This window comes from Haloferula rosea, assembly GCF_016595525.1.
Lineage (GTDB): Bacteria > Verrucomicrobiota > Verrucomicrobiia > Verrucomicrobiales > Akkermansiaceae > Haloferula > Haloferula rosea.
In genome coordinates this window covers 125,722-145,924 of the sequence record NZ_JAENII010000008.1, presented here as the reverse complement: position 1 = coordinate 145,924, position 20,203 = coordinate 125,722, and the positions used below count along the sequence as shown (strand labels likewise).

Genomic DNA, 20,203 nt, shown 5'->3' with positions numbered 1-20,203 from the left:
GGCGGTGTCCGACCTAGCGAATGGGTTGGCTACGTTTCTCGAGTGCTTCGAAAACCGTCTGTGGGACATATCGGCGAACCGTGTCCTGCCATCCCGAGGGACCGATCAGGCCCTTGACCATGCTCGATGACACCTCGGCGATGTCGCGTGGGGGCATGAGGAAGGTCGTTGTGATTTCCGGGGCCAGGTCGTTGTTCACGTGACGCATCATCCGCTCATACTCGTAGTCGGCCTGACTGCGGATGCCACGGAGGATGAACTGGGCATCGTGTTCGATGGCATAGTCGACGAGGTAGCGATTGTCGAAATGAGCGACTGTCAGGCGCTCGCAGGAGGGAATGGCGGTTTCGAGCAACTTCAACCGTTCGGCGATGGTGAAGGTGTAGCTCTTCGTCGGGTTGTCGCCGATCGCCACGATGAGGCGGTCGAACATCTCCAAACCTCGTTCGACCATCCACAGGTGGCCGTTGGTGGGAGGGTCGAAGGATCCGGCATAGACAGCGGTGCGCATGGGGGAGGATTGGTTGCCCGGAGCGAGATGCCAAGGGGCGAATGTGTATGGCTGGACTCTTTGATCGGCTCGGAAGTCCGGCGGAGGACGGGAGTACTTTCGAGCTCATTCTGCTGAATCAGAATGGGGGGAGGCGCGCGGAAACTTGGGCAAGCAAGCCATGAGGGGAACGTTTCTTGTTGAGTTGCAGGTCGGGCGGGTCAGGCTCAGCTCCGTCATTCCGCCATCCATGAAAAAGTTCGTTTCCATCCTCCTGTCCGCCTTGGTCGGCATCACCTCCGCCGGGCATGCCTCGCCGTCCAAGTCACCGAACATCGTGTTCATTCTGGCCGATGATCTCGGGATCATGGATGTGAATGCTTATGCGGTGCGACTTGGAAGCCGGAAGGAGGCGGAACTCGTCTATGAGACTCCCAATCTCGATCGGTTGGTGAACCAGGGGGTCGCGTTCTCGCAGGCATACGCCAACCAGTTGTGTTCCCCGACCCGCGCCGCGATCATGACCGGAAAGATTGCGGCTCGGCTGGGCGTGACAACCGCGACCCCACGCACGCCGACCTACTACAACCAGGGCAGACCGGTTCCGGATGGCTTCAGTCCGCATGATGCGTTCAGTCATCAGGACGCCATCCGCCGGACCCTTGCGTGGGGCAATGCCCATGCCAAGACGGCGATATCGCCCGAGCTTCCGACCCTGCCGAAGGTCCTTTCGGGATACGACAGCGCGTTCATCGGCAAGTGGCACCTAGGCGGGCATGGCGCCGAGGGCATGCAGCCTGGAGACCACGGATTCACGGAGATCGCCTACCTCGACTCGGGTGCATCGTCCTACTTCAACTGGAGGCCCAGTTGGAACCAGAAGAAGCTGCCGTTCCCGAAGATGCCACAGAAGGAATCGGCCGCGGGGAAGGCGGGGGCTCCAACGGGCGAGGATTATCTCACCGACGACCTGACGGTTCAGGCGGTGACATACCTGAAGGAAAGGGCGAAGACACCGGATCAACCTTTCTTCCTCTACTTCTGCCATTTCGCGGTGCACACGCCCATCCAGGCAAAGCAGGACGATGTGGATCATTTCTCCAAGAAGCCCCAGCTTGGCAATGGGGGGCACGACAACCCGACCTATGCGGCCATGGTGAAGAGCCTCGACGAGTCGGTCGGGGCGATCCTGAAGGCACTGGGTGAGACCGGCTTGGCGGATGATACCCTGGTCGTGTTCACTTCGGACAATGGTGGGGTGGAATACACGGATCCGGCGGCGACCGACAACGCCCCGTTCAAAGGCGGGAAGGCCTGTCTTTATGAGGGGGGAGTCCGGGTGCCATTGGTTTACTTCCAGCCCGGTCGATTCGATCAATCGGCGTGGTGCGATGCGGTCGTGGACTGCACCGATTTCCTGCCGACCTTCGCAGCCCTGACCGGTAATCCGATTCCTGCCGACGTCGATGGCCAGAGCATCTTGCCATCCCTGGAGAACCCCGCTGCCGAACAACCCGAGCGCACGCTCTATTGGCACTATCCGTTCAACGTCATCGTCAAGCACCCCGACAACGGGTTCCCACTGACCCCTCACTCGGCCATCCGCGTCGGTGACATGAAATTGATCTGGGACTGGCATGGGAATCTGGAGCTTTACGATATTCCGGCCGATCCCTTCGAGGAGAAGGACCTTTCGGAGGAGAAGCCGGAGCTGACCGACAAGTTGTTCCAGCAGCTCAAGTCGTGGATCAAGGCGAACGTCGAGCCACGCTACCTCCCGCGTTTGAATCCCCGCTACGAGCCGGAGAATGAGGAGCGCGAGCCCTTCAAGAACCTCTGGGATACCGGCGGCTGAGCACCATCTGTAAGCCGATCGGCTTTTTCACTTGGCGAGGCGTGGAACTCGGGGAGATTGGCGCCCGTGGATTCAATCACCCAGGCAGCCCTTGGTGCGGCAGTAGGAGCCCTTGTGCTAGGCACGAAGATTGGTCGTCCTGCGATCGGCTGGGGTGCCCTTCTGGGGACAATCCCGGACTTGGATTCCTTGCTCGTGCCTTTTCTTGATACCGCTTGGGACCTGCGGGTGCACCGGGGCTTCACGCATTCCATCCTCTGCCTCCTGCTTGTGACCTTCGGGCTCGCGAAGCCGTTCGCGCTGCGCTGGAAGAGGCAGAAGGTCACGCCGGTTCGTGCGGGTTGGTTCGTCTTTCTCGTCTGGTCGACCCACATCCTGATCGACTGCTTCACGACCTACGGAACGCAGGTGCTCTGGCTGTTCTCGGTGCGGCCGGTCTCGCTCGACAATCTATTCATTATCGATCCTCTCTTCACCATTCCGCTGCTCGTAGCGGTGATCTGGGGTCTGCGCATCGAGCTGAAACGCTGGAAAAAAAAGGAGGGAATCAAGATGACCGCCGTGTGCCTGGGCATCTCATGTTTCTACGTCGGTTTGAGCTTCTGGGCGAAGCAATCGGTCTCCGCGGCGATTACCCGGGATCTGGAAAGGAGAGGAATCGACTGGAATCGGAAGATGGAGGCTCCGGCGCCTTTCTCCATTCTATTGTGGAGGGCAGTCATTGAGCGGGAAGGCGAGTTCTGGGTCGGTTACCGGTCTCTTCTCGATGGTGACCCCTCGATGCGTTGGACGATCTTCCCCAAGCAGCCCGAGGTGCTATCGAAGTGGCGTGACACCTCCGAAGTGAAAAGCGTGCTGCGTTTCTCGAAAGAGTGGTGTCTGGCCCGCGAGACGCGCCGCGGGGTATGGTTGGTCGACATGCGCTTCGGGGAATACCGCGAGTGGGACGACCGGGGACTCGAGCTCAGGCCGATCTTCGCGTGGGAGTATCAGGTGGATGGCCGGGGCGATCCATTGAAGTCGCGCATCAAGGAGGAACGCGACATGGGTGGGATGATGAAGCGCATGTGGGGGCGTATCTGGGGCGAGCTCGACGAGTGGTCCGGTCGGCCGCGGCTCATTGGCAACCCATCGGTCTCACAGGAATACCTGCCCACGGTGGAGTAGGCGGTCCGGGTGAAGTCGCAGGAATTTCCGTTGACTGGAACAACGACGTTCCTAGTAGCTCTTGAGCCACTCGACGATGTCGGCAACGTCCTGGGCGGACAGGCCGAGTTGGTCCGCGTTGAGCATCAGTGAGCGGTTCATCTTCTGGCGCGATTTGATCCGATTCTTCGGCACCATCTGGGTGATGCCTCCATTGGCCGTGATGACGACAGGGTCGCCATCGGCGATGATCAGGCCATCGATCCACTTGCCGTTCTTGAGGTTCACGGCGGTGCCTCCGAACCCGTGGGCGATGTCTGCGGACGGGTCGATGATGGATCGCACGGCCGAGGCTTCTCCCTGGCGGGCCACCCAGCCGCGGAGGTCCGGGCCGTAGTGTGGACCCACGTCGTTGATGTTGTGGCACATGGCGCACCTCATGGCGGTGGACTTGCCGCGTTCGGCGTCACCCTTGAGCTTGAGCACATCCTGATCAGAGAACTTGGTGCTCGCCGGCTTGCCGGGCATGATGATCTCGGTGATCTCGATTTTGGCAGGGTCGTAGATGCCGGTCTCCTTCAGGCGCTTCTTCAATCCGAACCTGGCCCATGCGCCGGTGCCCCGTGCGAACAGCCAACGGGTTGCAGCCGGCTTGATCTGGGTATCCTGGGTGACCAGGTCGAACATGGCATCAGCCGCTGCCGGGTCATCGATGAACGAAAGGGACTCGATCGCGAACTCACGCTGATCCTTGGTCAACGAGGGGGCCATCGCGCGGGCCTTGAGGGAGCCGATGGCGGTGGTCGGCCACAGACGCCACGTGAGTTTGGCGAAGGAGTCGTTCCATTTCAGTGGATCGCCGGGGGAAAGGGTTTCGCGCATGGCGGTCCAGACGGCGGGCTCCTGGTTCTCCGCACCGAGGCCGATGGCTTCGAGGTAGTTCTTGTCGGAACCATCCCAGTGCTTGGCGACTTCGATCAGGACGGGGGCTGCCTTGTCGGCGGGCAGGCCACGCATCGCGAGCGCGGCGTCCCTGCGCAGGGCGGCTGACGGAGCATGGGCGAGTTGGGCTGCTGCGGCATAGACGTCCTTGCCGGCACGTTTCAGCGCACGGAAGGCGACGAGCTGAATGCGTTCGTCGCCCGACTTCAGCAGCTCGGTGCACTTGGTGATGCCGTCTTCTCCGAGGTAGGGAAGCAACCACACCCCGCGAATGGCGATCCATGGGTCCTTGTCTCCGAGGAGTTTCGAGACGGCTGGCAGCGCCTGGGCTCCTTGTTTCCTGAGGGCATCGAAACCGGTCCATCGCACGTTGGGAGCGGGGCTGCGGAGAGCGGCAATCGCGCCCTCGATCGTGTTCAGGTCAAACTCGGGATTCACCGCTTTGAAACCTTTGGGTGCGATCCGGTAGATGGTTCCCGAGCATGAGTCATCATGGTCTGCGTGGCCGCCGACACGGGGGTCGAACCAGTCCGTCACGTAGATGGCTCCATCCGCGCCGACCGCGACATCGGAAGGGCGGAACTGTTTCGGGTCGACCTCACCCTTGTCGGTTTTCGCCTGGGCTTTGCCACCGCCGACGAAGTCCGATCCCACGAATTTGCCGTCGTGGTTGGAGTTCATGAAGGTGCCACGCTCCATCTTGTAGCCAGCACCCTGGACTTCGGGCTGGTAGCTGAAGATGACGTTGCGGCCAGCTTCACAACTGAGGAAGGTTCCGGCGAAGGAATCGCCAAGGGCACCGTTCTCGTAGAAGACGACACCGGTGGGTGAGCCGCCCCCGTAGATGTCGCCGACATCGAAGGTTCCCGGATCATCCTGCCGCCAATGCGCTCTGCCATGGTCCTGACCCGGACGCTTGACCGTGCGGTAGGACTGGCCTTCGCGGGTAAAGTAGCCTGCGGAGCCGTATTCGAGGACGTAGGAATTCCGGCACGCCGGTGGATCGTCATTGTCGTTCTGGAACAGCTCGCCGAACGAGTTGACCGCGTGCTCGTAGGAGTTCCGATAGCCGTGGCCGATGATCTCGACCTCGGTGCCATCCGGGTTCATTCGTGCGGAGAATCCGGACGTCCATTTGAAGCCATCATCACTCGCCTTGTTGAGCTCTTTGCTGCTGTTGACGAACCAGTCCCCGCCGCCGCCCTTATACGCGCCGTAGAGCGTGAAGGTCTTGTCGGAGCGGTCGGTGAAGATCGCGCCGCAATTGCCGTTGTTGAAATACCATTTGCCGTCGGGCCCACCGGTCACCGAATGCAGCGAGTGATCGTGGTTGCGGGCATTGAATCCGGTGAGCAGCACCTCGCGCTTGTCCACGGCCGGGTCGAACTTTAAGTCGCGATCGACATCGGTGTAGACGATCAGATCGGGTGGTTGGGAAACGACCACGACGTTGTCGAAAACGCCGACTCCCAGCGGCGCGATCAATCCCTCTTCCTGCACGAAGGTGTGGGAGCTGTCGGCCTTGCCGTCGCCATCCGTATCCTGAAGCACCACGATGCGGTCACCACCGGGCCGGCGGCCCTTGTGGCGGCGATAATTCACTCCTTCCGCCACCCAGATGCGACCCTGCGCGTCGATGTCCATGTTGGTGGGGTTGAACAGGTCCGGTGTGGATGCCCACACGGTGACCTCGAGGCCTTCCGGGACTTCAAATGCCATGGGTGCCACTTTGCTGGCGGCTTGAGGGGGATTCCAATCCGCCGCGAGGAGGGGAGAGCAGGCCGCCAGGGCCGTGAGGGTCGCACGCTTGGTCATATGAGTGGGCTCTTTACGCAGGGTTTGGTGCCATTTTACAGGAAATGATGCGTAATCATCGCCCGGTCCCAAGGGAGCTTGCGACGGGCTGGGCTGGAGGCTAGATAGCGCGCATGCGAACTGTGATCCGTGACTTGCTGGCTGCCTCCGGACCGGCTGCCTCCATTGAGGCGGCAGGTTGGGTGAGAACCCGGCGTGACTCGAAGGCCTTCTCGTTCTTGGAACTCAACGATGGATCCTGCCTTGGAAACCTGCAGGTCATCGTGGATCAAGGGACGCCGGGCTCCGAAGATCTGACCAAAATGACCACCGGGGCTTCGGTCGTGGTGGTGGGCAAGCTGGTCGCGTCCCAGGGCGGTGGTCAGTCGTGGGAGGTCCACGCGACGTCGTTGCGTTTGCTTGGGACCGCGCCCGAGGACTTCCCGCTGCAGAAGAAGGGGCATTCGCCCGAGTTCCTCCGATCCATCGCCCACCTGCGCCCGCGGACGAATCTCTACGGCGCCATGTTCCGGATCCGCAGTCGGATGAGCTACGCGGTCCATCGGTTCTTTCAGGAACGGGCATTCCACTACATCCACACTCCCATCATCACGGCGAGCGATTGCGAAGGGGCGGGGGAGATGTTTCGCGTCACCACTCACGATCCTGCCGACCCGAAGCCAGCGAAGGCCGAGGAGGATTTCTTTGGCAAGGCGACCCACCTGACGGTGTCGGGCCAGCTGGAGGGCGAGGCTTTCGCTACGGCTCTCGGCAGCATCTACACCTTTGGCCCTACCTTTCGTGCGGAGAATTCGAATACCTCAAGGCATGCCGCGGAGTTCTGGATGATCGAGCCGGAGATGGCATTCTGTGATCTTCAGGGTGACATGGATCTCGCCGAAGAGATGGTGAAGTATCTGGTGAAGGAAGCCCTCGAGGGTCAGGACGGGGATCTGGCGATCTTCGAGCGCTTCGTCGACAAAGGACTGCGCGCCCGCCTCGAGCACGTTGCCAGCGAAGCGTTCGAGCGGGTGTCCTACACCGAAGCGGTGGACATCCTCCAGAAGTCCGGGGTGAAGTTCGAGTATCCGGTGGAGTATGGTCACAACCTGCAGAGTGAGCACGAGCGTTGGCTCACCGAGGAGCATTTCAAGAAGCCAACCACGGTCTACAACTACCCGAAGGAGATCAAACCCTTCTACATGCGTCTGAATGACGACGACAAGACGGTGACCGCAATGGATCTTCTGGTTCCGGGCATCGGCGAAATCGTAGGTGGAAGTCAGCGGGAGGAGAGACTCGACGTGCTGCTCGCCAACATGGAGCGGCACGGACTCTCCACCGAGGAGTATTCATGGTATGTCGATACCCGGCGTTTTGGCACGGTGCCCCACGCGGGTTTCGGGATGGGCTTCGAGCGCATGCTCATGTTCGTCACCGGGATGACCAATATTCGTGACGTGATCCCATTCGCCCGCACCCCGGGCCACTGTGAGTTTTGAGAATTTGTCGGCGAATCCCGGAGGCAATCGGAGCTTGTGGAGGCCTTTTTTGATGTTTTTTGGTGCGCGCGGATCTTCTGAAGGCCGCGAAAAATCAACGATTTGGCCTCTTTTGCCTTGTTTCCTCGGGTGCCTGCGGGGATTCGCGATTGAATTTGGATGTCTTGAAAGTTTAGATACCCTTAATGAAGGTATCACTGTGCTCCCTCATCCTCATTGCCGGCTCCATCACGGCGGTCAGAGCTGAAACCTCTGAAGGTGATGGAATCTTCGCCCAGTTCGTGACCAACAAGGGCACGATCGAAGTCGTCCTCGAATATGAAAAGGCACCCAAGACGGTGGCCAACTTCATCACGCTCGCCGAGGGAACTCGGAATCGGATCGATCCGAATACCGGTCGCTTGACCCGGGCTCCGCTCTACAACGGACAGACGTTCTATTCGGTGGTCAATGAGTTCGGTTTTTTCCCTCTTCCAAGCACCTTTTACGCGCTCACGGGATCCGGGACCAGTAGTTCGGTTGGTGGCCCGGGTTACGCCGTTCCGGATGAATTCGATGCATCGCTTCGTCACAACGGCTACAACGTGTCGATGTCGGCTTTGGCCAACTTCACAGGGACTCTCTTCGGGCCGGAGATCAACCGGGGCCCGAATACGAATGGGAGTCAGATCATGTTCACGGGAAACACAATCTTGACCCGGTTTGACGACGTGAATTCGATTTTTGGAAGTGTCACGGATCCGGCCAGCCGCGCCGTCGTGGATGCCATCATTTTCGGCGGAGCGGGGACCACGACGATCTCAAACGTGACCATTGAGAGGGTGGGGCAGGCAGCGCTCGATTTCGATGAACACGCCCAGAATCTACCCTACGTGGGTCCGCCGCTTGGTGAACTCCGAGTCGAGGAGAATGCGGTCCATTTCGATCATGATGAACCGCTGGGTTCCGGGAGCTTCTTTTCGTTTCGTCGGTCCTCTGACCTCTTGTCGTGGTCTCCCACCACGCGGCGTCACATCGATCCGGACTTTGGGACCGAACCCTCCACCCAACTGGACGAGATTGCTGCTCCCAAGGCATTCTTCGACATGCTCCTGACCCGTCATCCGGGCGGTCTGAGCCCGGCGACTCTCGCCAACAGAACCCTGGTTTTGAATACTGCGCCGCCGAACGTGATTACCTACACGTTCGTCTTTGATTCCACTGGCACGGGAGGCACAACGAACTACAGCGTCGATGCATCGGATGGAGTTATCACCAGCCTCTCGTATGTCGCTGAAGGATACGGCGCTTCACTGCAAATCACCTCGTCCAACATCCCAACGCCACTTCGTGCGAGGCTGGGTTTTGATTCCGAAGACGCTTCCAATCTGATCGGGCGCCACTTCCTTGAGGGCTTCAATGATCCCTTTTGGAGTCCGATTGGAAGCGGGCAACTGACCCTTTCCAAGTAGGGTTTCCGCTGGGGACTTGTGGTCGCTCAGGATCCTTCCGGAAAGACCGGAAAGGGAGCGGACGGGTTGAGCTCGGTCGGAGTGCTGATCGTGAAGCTGCGATTCTTGCCGATCTTGTAGTCGCCCATGGCGATGGGGACGACGGTCAGGCGGACCAGCGGTGTGTCTTCCGTCTGCGTCCGGGTGACGTGGAGGAGCAGGGCGCAGTTCGGCACCTTGGAGACCGCAAGCTGATCGCCGGGCTGGAACCAGTCGGCAGCTGACGCATTTTGTGTCGGGAAAAGATAGTCGATAGTGACCGGCCAAGGGGCGGCTTCCGAGAACTCGTCGGGGCGAACCATGGCCCGGGCTCGGACGACGAATCCCGGATGAAACAGATCGTCTTCCGAGAGTTCGCGAACGTGGGTGATCTTGAAGTTGCCTTCGATGTACTGGATGAGTCCGGGTTCAGGCAATTCGGTGAGGTAATTCCTGAGGAGGCCTCGGTTCAGTCTCTGCGTGGATAGGTCATCGAGTTCGGCATAGCGCCGATACAGGGCTCGTGGGTCCGCGGCATTGCCTGGAGGTGCCTTCTGGAGTTCGAAGCCAACGGCTGGCTTGGCGAGGTCGAGGCGCTTGAGAAGTTCGTAATTCTTCGGGATTTCGGGGTGACCGAACACATGAAGGCACAGCACCCAACTGAGAATGGCCGCGCAGATCGCAAGCGCGTTGGCAAGCGTCCACCAGTAGAAGTGGGGCTTGCGCTTCCAGGTCGGTGCGTCCTTTTTCTTCGGCATCAGGGCTTCCCGCAGTCTTCGATTTCTTCAGGGTCCGGAGGCGTCTCGCCGACGGCTTCGAATGAGGTGCCGCATCCGCATGAGCGGGCGGCTTGAGGGTTGCGGATCCGGAATCCTGCGTCGGACAGGGAGTCCTCGTAGTCGACCACACAGTCCTTGAGACGTTCCGTGCTCTCGGCATCCACGATCAAACGTCCACCATCGAACTGGATGATGTGGTCGCTGGGCTCGGGTTCGGTGATCTTCATTTCGTATTGCCAGCCAGCGCAGCCTCCGCGTTTCACCGCAAGGCGAAGCCCGGCCGTCGGCCCAGCCTGCTTTTCGGCAAGGAGGTCCCGGAGTGCCTCGCTGGCCCGTTGGTTGATCGAGATCATGGGGAACTGATAAGAGCGGGATCACGACTTGGGAATGGAAAATTCCCGGATCGGTCCGGTCTTGGGGCCGTTGCCCAACTTGGCACTTGGGCTCGGCGGGCCGGGCACGTAAATCCTTCCCGTGCCCCGGATCCAAGTTCTTCCCGACATCCTGGCCAGCCAAGTGGCGGCCGGCGAGGTGGTGGAACGTCCGGCAAGCGTGGTCAAGGAGTTGGTCGAGAACAGCATCGATGCCGGCGCTGGCGAGGTTTTGGTGGAAATCAGACGGGGAGGGGCGGCCCTGATCCGCGTTGGAGACGACGGAAGTGGCATGTCACGCGAGGATGCGCTGCTGTCCCTCGAACGGCATGCGACGAGCAAGTTGCGCGATGCCGGTGGCCTGCATCAGATCCGCACGCTTGGATTTCGCGGCGAAGCCGTGCCGAGTATTGCCAGTGTCTCCCGATTCAGGATGACCACCCGGCAGGCGGACGAAGTCGCCGGACATGAAGTTCAGGTGGAGGGTGGAACGATCGGCGAAATCCGGGAAGCGGGTTGCGCTCCGGGCACGGTGATTGAGGTGAGGGATCTCTTTTTCAACGTGCCGGCGCGACGGAAGTTCCTGCGCACCGAGACGACGGAGTCGGCGCACATCGAGCACCAACTTCGGCTGCATGCCCTCGCCGCTGCGGGGGTGCGGCTGCGTTTCCGCAAGGACGAGCGCGAAGTGTTTGATCTTCCTGCAGGGATGTCGCGCCGTGACCGCGTTCGTTGGATGCTCGGCACGGAGACGGGTTCGGAGTTGCTCACTTTGCCAGTGGTCGAGGGCAAGGGGGCGCAGGTGGAGGGCTTCGTACTTCCCGCCAGCCATGCCCGCAAGGGACGGCGCCACCAATGCGTGTTTCTGAATGGGCGTCCTGTCGAGGACTCCGCGGTGTCGCGGGGACTGGTGGAGGGGTTCCGAGGTGGACTTGTCGATGGCGTGCATCCGGCTGCCTGGCTGTGGATTGAAATGGATCCGGCTTTAGTCGACGTGAATGTCCACCCCGCGAAACGTGAAATTCGACTTCATCGCCCTCATGAGCTCAGGGAACTGATCTCTCGGGCGGTCCAGGAGGGACTCCAACAAGCCAAGGAGAATAGCGTCGCGACCGATCTTCCTCGACCTCAGGCGGCATCCGCTGCACCCCCGGTATTCTCTGCGTCCAAGCCCGCACCCGTGCCACCCCAGGACCGCCTCCATGCAGAGCCGGCTGGAAAGACTTCTCCGGTGGATCCGTTCCCACGGCGCGAATGGGTCGCTCCGGTCATCGATCAGCCGCTGCCCCTGAAATCGGAGGACAAGGAGGAGGTGTCATCGGCAGAGAAGTTCCGCCTCATTGGAGAGCTTCACGGGCGCTATGCCCTGTTGGAATCCGAGGATGGGTTGGTGCTTCTCGATCCGCGGGCCGCTCGGGAGCGGATCCTGTACGAGCGCTGGCTGGCGATTGGCGGGGTGGTGGAGTCCCAGGCTCTGCTGGTTCCCTTGATCTTGGAACCCGGTCCGAGAGAGGTGGAGACCATGCTGCGGCACCAAGCGGTTTTTGCGGAAGCTGGATTCGAACTGGAGAGCTTCGGCGGAGGGGCACTGAGTGTGGCCGCGATCCCCGAATTCCTCGATCCGGGCGAGATCCGGGCACTGCTTCTGGATGTGGCAGACGAGTTGGTGGAAGGGGCGGCGGCCCGCTCCCGCTTTGCTCTCGATCGTCTGGCCAAGTCGCTGGCCCGTCAGGCAGCACTGCTGGAATCTCCGCGACCTGGCGAAGCGATGGCCTTGCTGAAGCAGTTGTTTCGCTGTGACCTGCCGTACTGCGGGGCGGATGGGAGGCCGACGATGACCGAATTCTCCATTCGAGAGCTCGAAAAGCGCCTCGGAGGAGCTTGAGTCCTCCGACCAGCCGACCGCAGAGGAGCCTGAAAAATTAGAGTCTTTAGGTATTGTGGACCATTTGAACTCAATGATGTTCAAATTTTCTTAAAATACCCTTGAGCTCATGCGTTCGAGTTGGTTCTCTATCAGGCATCATTTCGGTCCGCCGGAATGAGACGCGCTTCAACTTGGAAATGCCCGCAGAATTTGGGGCTGTTTCACCACAGGCGATGGCGCGGAATCCTTTATACTCTTTGCCCCGGGGCCCATTTGAAGTCTCGTGTGTACTTGGGGGAGAACCCGGGATTTCCGGTGTGCGTCCCGGGGCAAATTCCGCTTAGACAACCTTGATTCTAAAGCGTTCAATTTTTTCTGCAGAAACTTCTTGTTTAGGTTTCCGAAATAAACATACTTGATCACGTAGGTCGCCGACTGCGTCCGAAACTTTAAAAAGATCATGCCTGCTCGTCCTTCCAGTCACCTTTTCATCGCGCTTTCCCTCTTGGGAGTTGTGAGTGGGGCGACTCAGCTGGAAGATCGCCTGGCAATCACCCACGAGGCCCTCCTTGAGGATCGTCGTTCAGCATTGCCGGGCTTGAGTGATCCGTTTGGTGTTCCGCCAGCTGCGACCATTGTGCTCGAGAGTCCGACCGAGATGTTCCGCCGTGTTGCCGCTTGGCGTGGAAATGTCGTGGCCACCGTATTCTGGGTGGGAGAAGAGCCAACCGAGAACAACCCGACGCCCAATCACGCGAGCGCCTGGGATCCCAACTGGGAATCGAATTTCGGCGGCTATGATGACCCGAAGCGTCGGAATGGTCTTCTGCCGGCAGGTTTCCAGCCCAAGCTGAATCCGTTTTATGTCGCCCTGCCATACAACGATATTGGGTCGAATTTCCGCCACCGTCCCGAGGCCTCCGAAGTGATTCCTTGGTTCTGGACCGAATATCGTGGGGAAGGGGTTTCGGTTTGCAAGGGGCGTTGGATCGCCATCCACCGCAAGGGCCGTGTTTGCTACGGCCGCTGGGAAGATGTCGGCCCGTTCCAGACCGATCACTGGCAATACGTTTTTGATGGGGAAGAACCCCGCGACAACCGCAACGGAGGCGCCGGCATCGATGTGAGTCCGGCAATCCGTGACTACCTCGGCCTGCAAAGCGGCGAGCGGGTCCAATGGCGATTTGTCGAAGAGCACGATGTTCCCGCCGGCCCGTGGCGGGGCTGGAGCGATTAGGATGACCCGAATTTACCCTGCTGTTACACCGAACCTTACCCGCCTCATTGATTGAATTGATTACACCCTAGTGAAGTTGTCCGGATGCTCACGTCCCGAGTGAGTTTCCGGTGGCCCGGAGAGGGGTTCTGTCCCGAACCGTCACGGCGCATATCCAGCCAGATTGCACCGTGCCTTTCCCTCCTCCGGGCCGTCTTCCCCCGATCGTCTGTCCCGACATCGGAATCCGGAAGCCTCCTTTCCTAATGTCCCACACCCACACCAGCCATGAAAACCAGCCTACGAGCTGCCTTGCCGGCAGCTGCCCTTGCCATGACTTTGTCATTTGTCAGCCCCACGATTGCCCTCGCCGGAAATGGCAATGGCAACAACGGGAACGGAAACGGGAACCAGCCCAAGGAACCATTGATTCCGGTTGGAACTCTTGATGCGTTCCCGACCCTCGTGCAGACCGGCACTCACCCGACGCTGACCTGGGACATCCAGTATCCCGAAGCGGCGAATGACGTGGTCGACGTCGACCCCGACGACGACACCGTGACTCCCACCACGGACCTGTGCATGGAAATCAGTGTTCTAGGTGCGTCTTACCAGATCGGGACAAGAAGGGGCAAACCGGTGTGGGGTTATGTGCAGGCCCAGGTGCGGATCGGTGGCGGCACCTGGAATCAGTTCTTCTACAATACCCAGGACAAGGTGAAGCCGAATCAGACCTACTTTGCGAGTTCGGTTCCAGCCGGTCAGCCCATTGATATCAGGGCTAGGTGCTACGACGGCAGCCGCTGGAAGGATTGGCGCTCGACCGGTTATCCCACCGATAATGTGATCGCTCTGGTGAATGGACAGCGCCCTCCTTCGAGTGTTCCTGCCTTCAACCAAGGCAACATTGAGAGCTTCCTCGAGCCCTACCTTGATGCGGGCGGCTACATCAACATCGGACCGAAGGATGTCATCTATCTGATCGAGCTCGGTCAGACGAACACCAATGCTTCGGGTTTCGACCTTCAGGACCTCGTGGTTCTTGCGAGCTTCGACTACTGCAAGAACAACAATGGACACGGCAACAACGTGGATGGTGTTGACGTCTCGAACCCCGGCCAAGGCGGTGGTGGTCCCAATGGTGAGGAAGATCCTTCCGGAAACATCGACGACGAAATCAGGTGATCCAGAAAACCACGACCATGAAGACCATTCAGATTCTATTCGGTTGCTCAGCTCTTATCGTGCCTGTTGGGGCACAAGACGGATGTTGTGGTGATCAGGCGCCGCCACGGGCGGTGATCCGCGATGCGGCCACACACGATTCGATCGTCGAGGCAGGGCGCGGCCGGGCGGTCAATCCGATCGGTCAACTCGCCACTGCCAACATCCCAGAGGAGGTGAAGAGTTCGAAGCCCTTCAAACCAGAAAGCCTCATTGCACGGTCCGAGGTCCTGAAGCGGGGCAATACCGCGACCCTCGTTCCGAAGCGGGCCGTTCTGCACCTTCCTGCGGACCTTCGAGGGGTGATGGGTTTGCCTGAGAATCCCCAGTTGGTGAACTGGCCCGATTTCCTGATGCAGAACCGTGCATGGATTCGCACCGTTGAGGTCACCCGCGCGCAAGCGGAGGGCCAGGCTCCGTTGTCAGAGGCCATGCTGGAATCATTCAAGGACTGCCGGCAGGTGGTGGTGGCCACCTACCAAACCGGACCGATCTCGGTGCTCCCTTATGTGGCACCCGAGGAACCTGCTGAAACTGCAAACGTCGAAGAACCATGAAGAACCCGATCCATCGATTCTGCCCACTCGTGGCACTGAGTTGCACTTTGGCTGCTCCGCTCGCCAAGGCCGACAGCTACATCAATTTCATTCGACAGGTCCAGGTGTTCTCGAACGCCGAATGGCAGGTGCCGGTCGCTCAGACAGGACAACAACTGTCTCCGCTTGCCATCGACCCGGGTGGCGCCCGGTTTGAATTGTGGACTGTCGAGAACAGCACGCTCGCCGACTATCTGTTGGATCACAAATATGTCGGCGCCTACGTGCCTCAGGCTTCCGTGGTGATCGAGACAGAGGATCCCTATGTGACGATCCCCAGGACCCGTGCTGACCGGCCCTTCACCGTGACGGTTACCCTCAACGGGATGCTCAGTGATCCCAGTGCTCCTCTGGCGGCCCGAATGGTGAAAATCCTGCAGCACGTCCAGAGCTATGGCAATGGTGTCGGGGTTGGCTTGGATCGTGAGCAAGCGACCAAACTGGCCGAAGGATACATTGGTCAGAACGGAACCTACGTGCTCAACTACCCACTGACGAACCTTCCGGGAGCCGATCGATCCAAGCTACGCGGCGAGGAGAGGATCACGATCAACTCTCTTCCTGACTATCAGGCTCCCGAGTCTCAGCTGGCCTCGAAGTATGTCCAGGTGTGGCCGGTGGCAGATGGCTCGATCGCCGGAATCGAGGATGGGGACCAGTTGAGGTTCTCGACACCCACACTCACGGTGACCCTGAATGATCTTTATCCGGACTCGAGGACCTATGCCCAGATCTACAAGGGAAGCCAGTCACTCGGCACTGTCGGTGCCGCGGTGCCCGGGTCGGCGGTGATCATCAACGATGCGATTCCCCACGATCGTGTGCTCACCATCGAGAACTGGGATCAGGTGATTGACTCAAGTGGCACCTGGACTCTTGAAGTTCTGACAGAGACCCCATTCGGCACCGATCGACTTGACTACGTCAGCTTTAGTATCAACCGGGATCTGACCCTGAACGGGACAGTCACCACGGTGGAGTAGCGGGTTGCCGCACTCGACGGACAGTGAACGCGGCCCCGGTAGTCAAACTATTCAGCCGGAGGCGCTCGATGCACTCATCATAATCAATCCATAAGGGGGAATGAAACCCACTGAATCACTTCGAACCGGTTGTTCCCCCGCCGGTCGCTGGAGCGGCTTCGAGTCGCCGACGCAGATTGTCGTTGCGGTAAATGATCGAGAATCTGGCGCTTCGGGACTTTCGGAGCAGGTCTTCGACTTCCGTGAAGGCAAGCAGCAGGAACAACCCCTGGACGGGTTCCCTGTGGAACGAAAGAGTGCGGGTGGAGAACTGATCTTCCACACGCCGTTCCTGCTGATTGGCGGTGAGCTTTCCGTGTTTCCTTGCGAGCTCTCTCCTGGTCTCATTGAACTGCTTCTCCACCGTGTCAGCGAGTGCGCCCGGGTTGCCGTGGTGGATCGTGACTTCGATCAGGCGGCCTTGGATGAATCGACCCTCGACCGCTCTGGCCTGGCTCGAGGGGAGGGTGCCGGCGGGAGATTCGACCCGGAAGATCCGCATGTCGGGTTGCTTGCCGGGCATGGTGATGCGGATGTCGAGGTCATGGCGGCCGGCCCAGTCGAGCAACTGGTCGGGGGAGTTGCCCCACTTCAGCCCGAACGGGGGTTCAAGGACGGCTTGGCCGCAAAGGGTGCCGGCGAGGATGAACCAGCAAAGGGCAAGAAGTTTGCGCATGGGCGTACCATGAGGCCATCTTCCCGCAGGAACAAGTATCGACGTGGGTCCATCCTCATTGAGGCGACCTATGCCCTGACCTTCCTGACCGGCTTATCGCTCATTCTTCTGAAGCTGGCCGTCAATGTGACGGCTCCGCGTCAGTGGACGCTTCAGCAGTCGATCACGGATGCTTATCTGACCTACGAGAAGGCCTACGCCCAGCGCCTGCCTTTTGCGGACCTGCTCGGTGGGGATTCTCCATGGCCTGCGTATCCTTCGAAGGCCGAATCGACGGTGGAACTGGGAAAACTTCCCGGAGCGACCGCGCTCGTGGCGAAGGTGATACGCACCAGGACTCCTGATCCCAACAACTTCCCTTTGGATGGCGGAAATGGATCCGCCGCCACCAACCCGGCGGGGATGAAGGTATGGAAGTTTCAAAGCCTGCTCATCTACGAGCTCGGGGGGCGGGAATATGTCAAATCAAGAACGGTGGTCCGGTCACAATGAGAAGGGTTTCATTCAGGAGAAAGCGGGGTTACACCTTGGTCGAACTGACGCTTGCGATGTCGGTGGGCATGATGGTCGCGGCGATCAGTCTGATGCTCTTCAACCAGCAGATGAGTTTCCTGAGGATCTTCCGTGCCCAAGACTTCCTGGTGCGAGAGGCACCGTTGATCAGCAACTACATGGTTCGTGTCATTGGCAGCGCCGAAGGTTACCAGCTTTTCAGTGACATGGCATCGCTGCGGTCCGGTGACGGTGCGGTTCTCGAGGATGCCAAGGTCCTGGTGCTGAGGTTCATGGAGTCGGATGGAACGGAAAGGGCTTCGGTGCTTTCGTTCGAGGATCCGGGGGGAGGACTCGGCCCGGGCTTGTACTACCGCCTGATCCCCGACAGCGGAGTGGTCGGTTCGCCGGATTGGGCGATCTCGAAGGAGCCGGCGGATGTTACATTCGCAGTCGAACAGGGTATTCTGAGGATGACTCTCTCGGGCCCGAATGGTGAAGAACTGGTCTACTCGGGAACCCAACAGCTATGAAGACGAAGGAAAATTTCCGTAAGCGCAGTCGTGGGTATGTGTCCTATCTGATGGTGCTGTCATTGGGCGTGGTGATGATCATGATGATGGTGGCCAGCTACAATGCCTCGGTGACTTCCCAGGATGTCTCGAAGGTGACGACTCTGAGAATCGACTACGCCGACAAGGAGGAGGAGATTCTGCGCTCCATCGTCAACCTCGTGCCGAATCGGGCCATCATGGCAATGAGGTCCGGTTCGAACGACAGTGCAGCGACCCGACAGGCGGTCCGATGGAAAAGCTTGTTCTCCGAAGCACTTGATCAGGCGAATGCGAGAACCTCGGTGGATTCCGATCTCAAGTCCCAGTTCGGTCTGGATAACACCTTTCAGGCCACCGCGGGTGACTCGGCCTATGGAAACATCCTGACGACCTTCGATCCCATCGAGCCGGACCCTCACAGCTGGGATGTATCACCCGGTACGGGACGGATCATGGGGCCTGGCTTTCCGGCACCACTGGATTCCGCCAATTCGACCATGCTGGTTCGGGACAGGCTTTATCCAATCATCAGCCGCGAGAAGGTGTATCGCGACCGGGCGCAAGCACACCTGGGGCTCCCGGTGGATGAACACCCTGAGTTCAACCTGATCCCCTATCCGAACATCCGATTCGGTTATGCCGAACCGGGCCAGCCCTTCGTGGCGAAGCGGAATTGGTGGGCATTCAGCCTCGACCTCGCGGAAGACGATGACTCCCGCACCGGAGTCGACAACATGGAGCGGGACTTCGTGGTGTCCGTATTCGAGATTCCCTCGCAGCTTGCGATCTCTGCCGAGGCCTTTGCAGTATTGGGAAAACATGCGGATGGAAGCGCGTGGGAGAATGCGGTGGTGGAAGGTGGTGTCTTCGCGACCCGTGCGAGGATCGAGGAGGGTATGACCCTATCCCGGATTTCGGGAAGGCGGGGCATTGAGATCGATGACAGCGCGGCGGTGGGAAACATGCAGGCGGGGTCGAGCCCTTTCGCTCCAGGGGTCAGGGAGCGCTTCGAGGTGGATCATGAGACCTTCATGCCGGTTTCCCTGGCATCTGAGGCGGGGCGTGCGGCCTTTTTCCCGATCAACCGGGGTGCGAGCTTCTTCGATCGCCATGCCCACAATCCCGAGACGGACGTGCTTTCTTCCACGACATGGGACGAGTACTCGGTCGGAGCGAAGCAGTGTGCGATGCGACTCGATATCACGGACACGGTGGATGAATACAACCCGATGCCGACGGCCCTGCGCTTCGAGTATCTCAAGGGGGGGAGTCTTCAGGTTCTCGACATCAGGCTCGATGAGAACCCCAGCGATGCGGCCTTGCCCGCTGGCTACATCCGATGCGCGGTTGAGGGAGAGACGGTCAATTTCCCCTATCCGGTGGATGTGGCCTACGGGAGAAATGGTTCATTCTACTACGAGTCGGCGGCAAGTGGGGATGTGCAGTTCACCAATGCCCGGTTTGGAGATCCGCTGGTCGGCTCGTTGAAGTACGGCTATTATCGTCCGTCCTACCCCTTCAAGGTGGCACTGCTACAGGATGAGAAATGGTGTGTGGAGGTCTATCCGGAAAGAATGGAGGGGTTCCTTGAAACGGTTGGAGCTGACGATCTCAGCGTGAACCATTCTTTGGTGGTCAATGTGGCGTATCCGGGGCATGCCTACCTTGAACAACCGTCGATTCCCTGCACGGAACTCGACTACGGGGTGGTGCTCAAGGAGTGCGCGGATCTCAGCAAATTCGACAAGGGGTTCTCGCTCGTGACCAATTTGAGGCTCTACATCGCCGACGATTTCAACACCATCGCGGTGCCGCCTCCGCTCGACTCCGGGATTCCATCTCCCTACTACCCGCCCAGTTCGCTCTTTGCGCCAGAGAAGCGGTATGGAGCGGAGATCGACCCTTTCAAACTTAGTATTTCCGGTCAGGTCGGGAATCTCGCCGGCGATTCGGGTGGAGGAGGGGACTCTGCGGTCCACCTGCTCGATCTGAAAACGGGCAGCGATGTGGACGTGGCGCACTCGAATATTGCCGTCAATCTTACTCAGATCCGGCATCCATCGGCGCTTCCTCCGGTCACCATGATGAACTGGCTGGTCATGGTCGAGGAGCGTCGAGCCGAGCTATATGTCACACAAGACCCCTGAAATCGGCGGTTTCCTGCGTGATCACGTGGGTTGCCTATCGCAAAGCTTATTGTTAAGCTTT

General features: G+C 59.6%; 17 protein-coding genes. 12 read left to right on the top strand and 5 right to left on the bottom strand.

All coding sequences use genetic code 11. The annotated features are described in order from the left end of the window. Nucleotides 1-13: 13 nt before the first annotated feature. Nucleotides 14-511, bottom strand: a complete 498-nt coding sequence (coaD, locus tag JIN81_RS11660; RefSeq protein WP_200279494.1) for a pantetheine-phosphate adenylyltransferase — start codon at nt 509-511, stop codon at nt 14-16. A gap of 229 nt (nt 512-740) precedes the next feature. Here coaD and JIN81_RS11655 point away from each other — a divergent pair, with 229 nt between their 5' ends. Both JIN81_RS11655 and JIN81_RS11650 read left to right on the top strand, forming a co-directional pair. Then, nucleotides 741-2,345: a sulfatase gene (locus JIN81_RS11655; RefSeq protein ID WP_200279491.1), complete on the top strand. Its 1,605-nt coding sequence runs from the start codon at nt 741-743 to the stop codon at nt 2,343-2,345. Nucleotides 2,346-2,411: 66 nt separating this feature from the next. Then, nucleotides 2,412-3,512 carry a metal-dependent hydrolase gene (locus JIN81_RS11650; RefSeq protein WP_200279488.1) on the top strand — a complete coding sequence of 367 codons (1,101 nt, stop codon included), beginning with the start codon at nt 2,412-2,414 and terminating at the stop codon, nt 3,510-3,512. Nucleotides 3,513-3,563: 51 nt separating this feature from the next. Here JIN81_RS11650 and JIN81_RS11645 read toward each other — a convergent pair whose 3' ends face one another. Then, nucleotides 3,564-6,248, bottom strand: a complete 2,685-nt coding sequence (locus tag JIN81_RS11645) for a PVC-type heme-binding CxxCH protein (protein WP_200279485.1) — start codon at nt 6,246-6,248, stop codon at nt 3,564-3,566. Nucleotides 6,249-6,361: 113 nt separating this feature from the next. Here JIN81_RS11645 and asnS point away from each other — a divergent pair, with 113 nt between their 5' ends. Both asnS and JIN81_RS11635 read left to right on the top strand, forming a co-directional pair. Next, complete coding sequence (asnS, locus tag JIN81_RS11640) at nt 6,362-7,729, top strand: asparagine--tRNA ligase (RefSeq protein ID WP_200279482.1); 1,368 nt, start codon at nt 6,362-6,364, stop codon at nt 7,727-7,729. Nucleotides 7,730-7,914: 185 nt separating this feature from the next. After that, the gene (locus tag JIN81_RS11635; protein WP_200279479.1) at nt 7,915-9,180 is read left to right on the top strand and encodes a peptidylprolyl isomerase; all 1,266 of its coding nucleotides are present in this window, start codon (nt 7,915-7,917) and stop codon (nt 9,178-9,180) included. Between the two features lie 26 nt (nt 9,181-9,206). On the opposite strand, the gene JIN81_RS11630 is transcribed toward JIN81_RS11635, so the two are convergent. After that, the gene (locus JIN81_RS11630) at nt 9,207-9,956 is read right to left on the bottom strand and encodes a hypothetical protein (RefSeq protein WP_200279476.1); all 750 of its coding nucleotides are present in this window, start codon (nt 9,954-9,956) and stop codon (nt 9,207-9,209) included. Continuing rightward, entirely contained in the window at nt 9,956-10,330 is a 375-nt protein-coding gene (locus JIN81_RS11625; protein WP_200279473.1) for a HesB/IscA family protein, read from the bottom strand. The genes JIN81_RS11630 and JIN81_RS11625 overlap by 1 nt, the downstream gene beginning before the upstream one ends. Before the next feature lie 121 nt (nt 10,331-10,451). On the opposite strand from JIN81_RS11625, the gene mutL reads away from it, so the two are divergent. The 5 genes from mutL to JIN81_RS11600 all read left to right on the top strand — a co-directional run bounded on the left by mutL (nt 10,452) and on the right by JIN81_RS11600 (nt 16,234). Next, nucleotides 10,452-12,233 (top strand): DNA mismatch repair endonuclease MutL, encoded by a 1,782-nt coding sequence (mutL, locus tag JIN81_RS19485; protein ID WP_200279470.1) that lies wholly within the window; start codon nt 10,452-10,454, stop codon nt 12,231-12,233. A 442-nt stretch (nt 12,234-12,675) separates the two neighbouring features. Continuing rightward, nucleotides 12,676-13,452: a hypothetical protein gene (locus JIN81_RS11615; RefSeq protein ID WP_200279467.1), complete on the top strand. Its 777-nt coding sequence runs from the start codon at nt 12,676-12,678 to the stop codon at nt 13,450-13,452. A gap of 267 nt (nt 13,453-13,719) precedes the next feature. Then, nucleotides 13,720-14,616: a hypothetical protein gene (locus JIN81_RS11610; protein ID WP_200279464.1), complete on the top strand. Its 897-nt coding sequence runs from the start codon at nt 13,720-13,722 to the stop codon at nt 14,614-14,616. A gap of 17 nt (nt 14,617-14,633) precedes the next feature. Then, nucleotides 14,634-15,212, top strand: a complete 579-nt coding sequence (locus JIN81_RS11605; RefSeq protein WP_200279461.1) for a hypothetical protein — start codon at nt 14,634-14,636, stop codon at nt 15,210-15,212. After that, nucleotides 15,209-16,234: a hypothetical protein gene (locus tag JIN81_RS11600; protein ID WP_200279458.1), complete on the top strand. Its 1,026-nt coding sequence runs from the start codon at nt 15,209-15,211 to the stop codon at nt 16,232-16,234. The genes JIN81_RS11605 and JIN81_RS11600 overlap by 4 nt, the downstream gene beginning before the upstream one ends. Before the next feature lie 115 nt (nt 16,235-16,349). Here JIN81_RS11600 and JIN81_RS11595 read toward each other — a convergent pair whose 3' ends face one another. Then, nucleotides 16,350-16,949, bottom strand: coding sequence for a hypothetical protein (locus JIN81_RS11595; protein WP_200279455.1), 600 nt, complete (start codon nt 16,947-16,949; stop codon nt 16,350-16,352). A 9-nt stretch (nt 16,950-16,958) separates the two neighbouring features. On the opposite strand from JIN81_RS11595, the gene JIN81_RS11590 reads away from it, so the two are divergent. Genes JIN81_RS11590 through JIN81_RS11580 form a run of 3 tightly spaced genes read left to right on the top strand, consistent with a single transcriptional unit; the run spans nt 16,959 to nt 20,142 of the window. Beyond that, nucleotides 16,959-17,441, top strand: coding sequence for a hypothetical protein (locus JIN81_RS11590; protein ID WP_200279452.1), 483 nt, complete (start codon nt 16,959-16,961; stop codon nt 17,439-17,441). After that, nucleotides 17,438-17,974 (top strand): prepilin-type N-terminal cleavage/methylation domain-containing protein, encoded by a 537-nt coding sequence (locus JIN81_RS11585; protein WP_200279448.1) that lies wholly within the window; start codon nt 17,438-17,440, stop codon nt 17,972-17,974. Before JIN81_RS11590 ends, JIN81_RS11585 begins: the two co-directional genes overlap by 4 nt. Further along, the gene (locus JIN81_RS11580; RefSeq protein WP_200279444.1) at nt 17,971-20,142 is read left to right on the top strand and encodes a hypothetical protein; all 2,172 of its coding nucleotides are present in this window, start codon (nt 17,971-17,973) and stop codon (nt 20,140-20,142) included. The genes JIN81_RS11585 and JIN81_RS11580 overlap by 4 nt, the downstream gene beginning before the upstream one ends. The last annotated feature ends 61 nt before the right edge of the window (nt 20,143-20,203 follow it).